Source organism: Stenotrophomonas sp. Sm2128 (assembly GCF_030985535.1).
Lineage (GTDB): Bacteria > Pseudomonadota > Gammaproteobacteria > Xanthomonadales > Xanthomonadaceae > Stenotrophomonas > Stenotrophomonas maltophilia.
On sequence record NZ_JAPTFQ010000037.1, the window covers coordinates 37770 to 43925 of the forward strand.

The following is a 6156-nucleotide window of genomic DNA, read 5'->3' on the forward strand; positions in this document are numbered from 1 at the left end:
TTGCTCGACAGCTGTTGATTTCGCGCCAAGCACCGTCGAGCAAGCTCGACGCTACCCAAGCAGGATCATGCCTCGCCGGGGTAACGACTCACTTCGATCAGGTTGCCATCCGGGTCGCGGAAATACACCGATTCGATCGGCCCCAGCGCGCCGGTGCGTGCAACCGGCCCCTCTTCCACTGCAACGGACTGCGCCTGTAGGTGGGACAGCACATCGACTGTCGCCATGCGCGTGACCAGGCACAGGTCGGCACTGCCCGGCGTGGGCCGCAGCGCATGCGGCTGCAGCGGAGCACTGGCCGCATGCAGATTGATCTTCTGCTGGCCGAACTGCAGCGCGGTACGACCCGCGCCGAAGCGCACGACCTGCATGCCGAGCACGCGCTGGTAGAAGTCACAGCTGCGGTCGATGTCGGCGACGGTGAGGACCAGGTGGTCCAGGCGTTCAAGATGGATCATGCCCGCAGCGTAACGCTGCGGGCGTGGCCCTGCTGTGCAGGGTTGGGCCAATGGCGTTGCGGCATTGCGCCGGGCATCGCCTGATGCAGCTCAATCGCCGATGCGCGCCTTCTGCCAGGGGCCCAGCATGGCGTTGAGCAGGCTGGCCTGTTCGTCGTCGCCGGTCAGCTCCCACATGAAGACCCCGGCCAGGCCCTGCTCACGGGCGAACTGCGCACGCAGCCCGATCGAGCGCGGGTCTTCATAGCTGATGAAGATCTTCTGCCCGGCGTTGTACAGCCACGGGCTCTGCGCCTGCGGCTGCCAGTGTTTCGTCCAACCCGGCTGATCGAGATAGCGCGCCTTGATCACCCGCCAGTCGCCGGCATCGGCCGGCGCACTGTAGGACTGGTACAGACCATCCGCTGCATCGCCGGTGACCTTGAAGCCGCGCCCGTAGAACGGTACGCCCAGCACCAGCTTCTCGGCCGGCACGCCGTGCTCGCGGTAGTACTGCACCGCGCCGGCCACGTGGTTCCAGCGCCGCAGCTCCGGGGCCAGCGGATCGGCCGGCACTTCATGCAGCGGCGCGTTGAAGGTCGACACCGCCGAGAAACCGGTGCCCATGTCGTAGCTCATCAGGTTGATGAAATCGAACACCTTGGCCAACGCCGGCAGGTCGTAGCTCGCTGCTGGATCGTAGGGGCCATCGGTCTGCAGGCGACCGGCGGCCAGCGCGGCGGTCAGCAGCATCGGCTGTCGCTCCTTGCGCCCGTGCGCGTCGAGTGCCACGCGGAACGCCTGCGCGAGCCGGGTCAGGTTGGCGCGATCCTGCGGGCGGTGCGCCAGCTCCTTCGGTCCGCCACTGACCGGGAACTCCCAGTCGATGTCCACGCCATCGAAGCTGCCGGCATGGCGGTCGAAGAACAGCGCCATGCACGAGTCGACCAGGCGCTTGCGGCTGGCCTCGGTCAGCGCTGCATCGGAGAATCCACCTGCGCCCCATCCACCAATTGAGATCAGCGTGCGCAGATGCGGGTGCGCCTTCTTCAGCTCGGCCAGCGCAGCAAAATTCTTCGGCGCTTCGGCGCCGACCGTGCAGCGGCCGTCCTCGATGGTGGAGAACGCGTAGAACAGGTGGGTGAGGCGCTCGGCCGGAATGCTCGACACCGGGTAGCGCGCGGCCGAGCCGCCGGGGTAGTAGGCACCGAAGATCGGCGGCTGTGCGGGCGCGGCATGCAAGGCAATGGGCAGGGCGCCGGCAATCAGCACGGCAAGGACGGCCACGGTCTGGCGGAACATGGGATCTCCCGGTTCGAAGGCGCAGCCACGTTAGCAAACGGATGGGGCTGCGGGATGGTTGTCGCGGCATGTCGTCCAGTGGACAGGTGCGATCCGCGCAACCGCGACAGAACGATGGCTGCGTAGCGCCTCTCGTGCACCGCGGCAGGACATGCAACGACCTGGGTGCGCGGTTCTTCATAACAGCGAGGCAAAGAAAAAGCGGGCCGAAGCCCGCTTTTTCAATTCAGCGATTCCAGAAGCGTGTCAACCAAGGTTGACACCTACCGTAATCGACCGGAGGTCGATTACTCGGCGCTGGCGGCGTCGCCTTCTTCCACGGCCTTCATCGACAGGCGGATACGGCCCTGCTTGTCGACTTCCAGCACCTTGACCTTGACCACATCGCCTTCCTTCAGCACGTCGCCGACCTTCTCGACGCGATCGCTGGAGATCTGCGACACGTGGACCAGACCGTCCTTGCCCGGCAGGATGGTGACGAACGCACCGAAGTCCATGATCTTGGCGACCTTGCCTTCATAGATGCGGCCCGGTTCGACGTCCGAGGTGATCTGCTCGATGCGGGCCTTGGCGGCCTGCGCAGCGATGGCGTTGACCGAAGCGATGACGATGGTGCCGTCGTCCTGGATGTCGATCTGGGTGCCGGTTTCCTTGGTGATGGCCTGGATGGTCGAACCACCCTTGCCGATCACTTCGCGGATCTTGTCCGGGTGGATCTTGATGGTCAGCAGGCGCGGCGCGTAGTCCGACAGCTCTTCACGCGGAGCGGTCAGGCCGTGAGCCATTTCGCCCAGGATGTGCAGACGGCCAGCCTTGGCCTGCTGCAGGGCCTGCTTCATGATCTCTTCGGTGATGCCTTCGATCTTGATGTCCATCTGCAGGGCGGAAATGCCCTCAGCGGTACCGGCCACCTTGAAGTCCATGTCGCCCAGGTGATCTTCGTCACCCAGGATGTCGGACAGGACGACGAAGCGCTCGCCTTCCTTGACCAGACCCATGGCGATACCGGCAACCGGCGCCTTCACCGGCACGCCGGCGTCCATCAGGGCCAGCGAGGAACCGCAGACCGAGGCCATCGACGAGGAACCGTTCGACTCGGTGATTTCCGAGACGACGCGGATGGTGTACGGGAAGGCTTCCAGCGACGGCATGACAGCCAGCACGCCGCGCTTGGCCAGGCGACCGTGGCCGATTTCGCGGCGCTTCGGGCCCATCATGCGGCCGCACTCACCCACCGAGAACGGGGGGAAGTTGTAGTGGAACAGGAAGTTTTCCTTGTACTCACCGGCAACGGCGTCGATGACCTGGCCGTCACGGGCGGTGCCCAGGGTGATGGTCACGATGGCCTGGGTTTCGCCACGGGTGAACAGCGAGGAACCGTGGGTACGCGGCAGCACACCGGTCTTCACGGCGATCGGGCGGACGGTGTCCAGCGCACGGCCGTCGATACGGACCTTGGTGTCCAGCACCGAGTCACGCATGGTGCGGTATTCCAGCTCGCCGAATTCCTTCGACAGCTCGGCCGGGTTCCAGCCTTCGGCGGCCACGCGGCCAGCCAGGGTTTCGAACACGTCCTTCTTGATTGCCGAGATGGCGTCGCGGCGCTGCAGCTTGTCACGCACCTGGAAGGCTTCGCCCAGGCGCGGGCCGATGGCTTCCTTCAGGGCGGAGATCAGCGCGTCGTTCTTGGCCGGGGCTTCCCAGGTCGACGGCTTGGTGCCGGCTTCGACGGTCAGCTCGTTGATCGCGTTGATGACCTTCTGCATTTCGCGGTGACCGAAGGTCACGGCGCCCAGCATCACTTCTTCGGACAGCAGCGCGGCTTCGGATTCAACCATCAGCACGGCGTTGGAGGTACCGGCGACGACCAGTTCCAGCTGCGAGTCAGCCAGTTCGCTGACGGTCGGGTTCAGGATGTACTCGCCGTTCTTGTAACCGACCTTGGCAGCGCCGATCGGACCCATGAACGGGGTGCCGGCCAGGGCCAGGGCAGCGGAGGCACCGATCAGGGCCGGGATGTCGCCGTCCACGTCCGGGTTCAACGACATGACCGTGGCGATGATCTGCACTTCGTTCTTGTAGTCTTCCGGGAACAGCGGACGGATCGGACGGTCGATCAGACGCGAGATCAGGGTTTCCTTCTCGGTCGCACGGCCTTCACGCTTGAAGAAACCACCCGGGATACGGCCGCCGGCGTAGAACTTTTCCTGATAATCGACGGTCAGCGGGAAGAAGTCCTGGCCTTCGCGCGCGCTCTTGGCGGCGACGGCGGTGACCAGCAGTACGGTGTCGTCCATCTTGACGATGACGGCGCCGCTGGCCTGACGGGCGACTTCGCCGGTCTCAAGCGTGACGGTGTGCTTGCCGTACTGGAAGGTTTTGGTGATTTTTGCCACGGAGGGTGTCCTTGGGGATGCTGTCTGCGAATTTGGACCGTCGGCGACCCTTGCCGCCAGCGGGTGGCCGGATCGTTCCGGCCTGAATCGGGGATTGCGGTACTACAAAACAAAACCGCGGCGCATCGCTGCGCCGCGGGGGATTCGTTGCTTAGCGACGCAGGCCAAGCTTCTCGATCAGGGCCTTGTAGCGCTCGACGTCCTTCTTCTTCAGGTAGTCGAGCAGGCTGCGACGGCGGTTGACCATCTGCAGCAGGCCGCGGCGGCTGTGGTGGTCCTTCTTGTGGGTCTTGAAGTGGCCGGTCAGCAGTTCGATGCGGGCGGTCAGCAGCGCAACCTGGACTTCCGGGGAGCCGGTATCAGCCGAGCTGCGCTTGTTGTCTTCAATGACCTTCTGGGTGTCGATCGACATTTCTTTTTCTCTGTGATGCGTGGCCGGCAGGAACGCGCTTCGCGCACCGCCAGGCTCGCCGTGGACTACGAGGATGAAACCTGCGCCAGGCAGGCTGCCGGAAAACGGCCGCGAAATTGTAACGGCCGGGGGCGTCCGGGACAAGGACCGGGGCTGAACCGGCAGGCCCAGGTCAGAGGTTGAAACGACGCTGCGGGGCCAGCAGGCCGCTTTCGTCGACCTGGCCCAGGCCCTGGACAGCGTCGTCCGGACCAAACACCGCCACCAGGCCACGCGGCCAGGACAGATCGCGCTGGCGCTGGCCGACGCAGAAGCGGTGGGTCTGGTCGGCATCCAGGTCGACCCGCGGGTACTCGGCCAGGCCGGCCGCCAGCGGCAGCAGCAGCGCGTCCATGCCCGCCTCGTCACCCGCCTCGACCATCGCCCGCAGCTGGTCCAGGGTGACCATCACCGGCTCACGGAACGGCTCGACCCAGAGCCGACGCAGTGCGCTGATGTGGGCACCACAGCCCAGCGCCTCGCCCAGGTCGCGGGCCAGGCTGCGGATGTAGGTGCCGGAGCCGCAGGTCACGCGCAGCCGCAACCGTTCCGGCTGCTGCTCCAGCACCTCGATGGCATGTACCTGCACCTCGCGTTCGGGCGCTTCGATGACATCGCCGCGGCGGGCCTTCACATACAGCGGCTCACCGCCCTGCTTCAGCGCCGAATAGATCGGGGCACGCTGGCGGATGTTGCCGGTCAGCGCCGCCAGTGCGGCCTGCAGCGCTTCGGCACTGATGGCCGGCACCGGGCGCTGCAGCAGCAACTGGCCTTCGGCATCGTCGGTATCGGTGGTCTGGCCCAGAACGATCTCGGCGTCGTAGGCCTTGGCCGAGCCGAGTAGCAGGCCGGCGATCTTGGTTGCCTCGCCGAAGCACAGCGGCAGCAGGCCGGTGGCCAGCGGGTCAAGGCTGCCGGTGTGCCCCCCTTTCTCGGCGCGGAACAGGCGGCGGGCTACCTGCAGGGCGGCGTTGGAACTCATGCCGGTCGACTTGTCGAGCAGCAGGATGCCATCCAGGCGGCGGAACTGAATTCGGGTCATGGCAGAATTTTGTAGGGTCGAGCCATGCTCGACTGCCGCAGCGCGGTCTGCATCAGACATCGCGCAGCCGGAATGCAACAACGCCGGGCATGCCCGGCGCCACGCGGTTATTCTTCGTCGCTCTCGCGACGCTTCTCCGCGGCCAGCGTATCGGGCAGGTCGCGCAGGATGTTGTCGATGTGCTCACCACGGTCGACCGAGTCGTCGTAGTGGAAATGCAGCTCCGGCACGTGGCGCAGCTTCATCGCGCGTGCCAGGTCCATGCGCAGGCGGTAGCCCAGCTCCTTCAGGCCGGCCACGGCTTCGGCCGAACGTTCCGGCATCAGCGCGGTGACGAACACCTTGGCATGGGCCATGTCGCGGGTGATTTCCACGTCGGACACGCTCACCGAGGGCAACCCGTGCTCGCGCACGGCGTTGTGCACCAGGGTGCCGAGTTCACGGCGCAGCTGGGCGGAGACACGGTCGGTTCGATGGAAAGTCTTGGGCACGAGGAGCTCTTGGTTCAGTTGTCGCCCGACCAACGGT

The 6156-nt window shown here is 65.6% G+C and carries 6 protein-coding genes; all 6 read right to left on the minus strand.

The features are described from left to right. Positions 1 to 65 precede the first annotated feature (65 nt). Positions 66 to 458: a VOC family protein gene (locus O0K41_RS12345; protein ID WP_005410442.1), complete on the minus strand. Its 393-nt coding sequence runs from the start codon at positions 456 to 458 to the stop codon at positions 66 to 68. Positions 459 to 548: 90 nt separating this feature from the next. Then, positions 549 to 1739 (minus strand): glycoside hydrolase family 18 protein, encoded by a 1191-nt coding sequence (locus O0K41_RS12350; RefSeq protein ID WP_108270355.1) that lies wholly within the window; start codon positions 1737 to 1739, stop codon positions 549 to 551. Positions 1740 to 2026: 287 nt separating this feature from the next. Then, complete coding sequence (pnp, locus tag O0K41_RS12355) at positions 2027 to 4135, minus strand: polyribonucleotide nucleotidyltransferase (RefSeq protein WP_005410444.1); 2109 nt, start codon at positions 4133 to 4135, stop codon at positions 2027 to 2029. 151 nt (positions 4136 to 4286) lie between these two features. After that, positions 4287 to 4547, minus strand: coding sequence for a 30S ribosomal protein S15 (gene rpsO, locus O0K41_RS12360; RefSeq protein ID WP_005410445.1), 261 nt, complete (start codon positions 4545 to 4547; stop codon positions 4287 to 4289). Positions 4548 to 4719: 172 nt separating this feature from the next. Beyond that, complete coding sequence (gene truB, locus O0K41_RS12365) at positions 4720 to 5628, minus strand: tRNA pseudouridine(55) synthase TruB (protein WP_088437048.1); 909 nt, start codon at positions 5626 to 5628, stop codon at positions 4720 to 4722. Between the two features lie 107 nt (positions 5629 to 5735). Further along, positions 5736 to 6119, minus strand: a complete 384-nt coding sequence (rbfA, locus tag O0K41_RS12370) for a 30S ribosome-binding factor RbfA (RefSeq protein ID WP_005410447.1) — start codon at positions 6117 to 6119, stop codon at positions 5736 to 5738. Positions 6120 to 6156: the final 37 nt, after the last annotated feature.